This is a genomic window from Dietzia massiliensis (assembly GCF_018390595.1).
GTDB lineage: Bacteria > Actinomycetota > Actinomycetes > Mycobacteriales > Mycobacteriaceae > Dietzia > Dietzia massiliensis.
On the sequence record NZ_JAHBAV010000159.1, the window covers coordinates 1 to 478 of the forward strand.

Annotated in this window: 1 protein-coding gene; it reads right to left on the reverse strand. The window is 48.5% G+C overall.

Going from position 1 to position 478, the window contains the following annotated elements; translation table 11 throughout:
- The coding region (locus KHA85_RS16635; RefSeq protein WP_213186650.1) for a hypothetical protein at positions 1–457 on the reverse strand (457 nt) is incomplete at its 3' end.
- Positions 458–478: the final 21 nt, after the last annotated feature.

The following is a 478-nucleotide window of genomic DNA, read 5'->3' on the forward strand; positions in this document are numbered from 1 at the left end:
ATCCCATCCAGTGCGCGTCACGTAAAGATTCTGCCAGACGAATACCGACGGGCATCGCACCCATGATGGCCACATTACGGGTATTGAAGCCAATATTGCGCATGTATCCCAAGAGCAGCCGGATCACGCTGCGCGTAATGACCAAACCGCAGCAGACCAGCAGATACCATTGGATATAGACGGAATACTCGTTATTGAAGACATTTATCAACGCCACCGTTCCTGAGGTCAACAGCAGGCTCAGCGACCAGTTTTGCAAAATGAGCTGGATCTCCAGCCCCGCACGCACACCACGCCACGAACGATAAAAGTCAGTAATCCCACCAATCATTTGGAAGATAACGATCGATATTAATACCATAATCCAGTGTTGCACGCTAAATGCGGCACCGGAGATTAGGCAAGACAAGTACAGCCCGCTAAAGATAACGAAAATATCAGAGAAACGCTGAAGCATTGAAGTAAGAGACGCATTAGT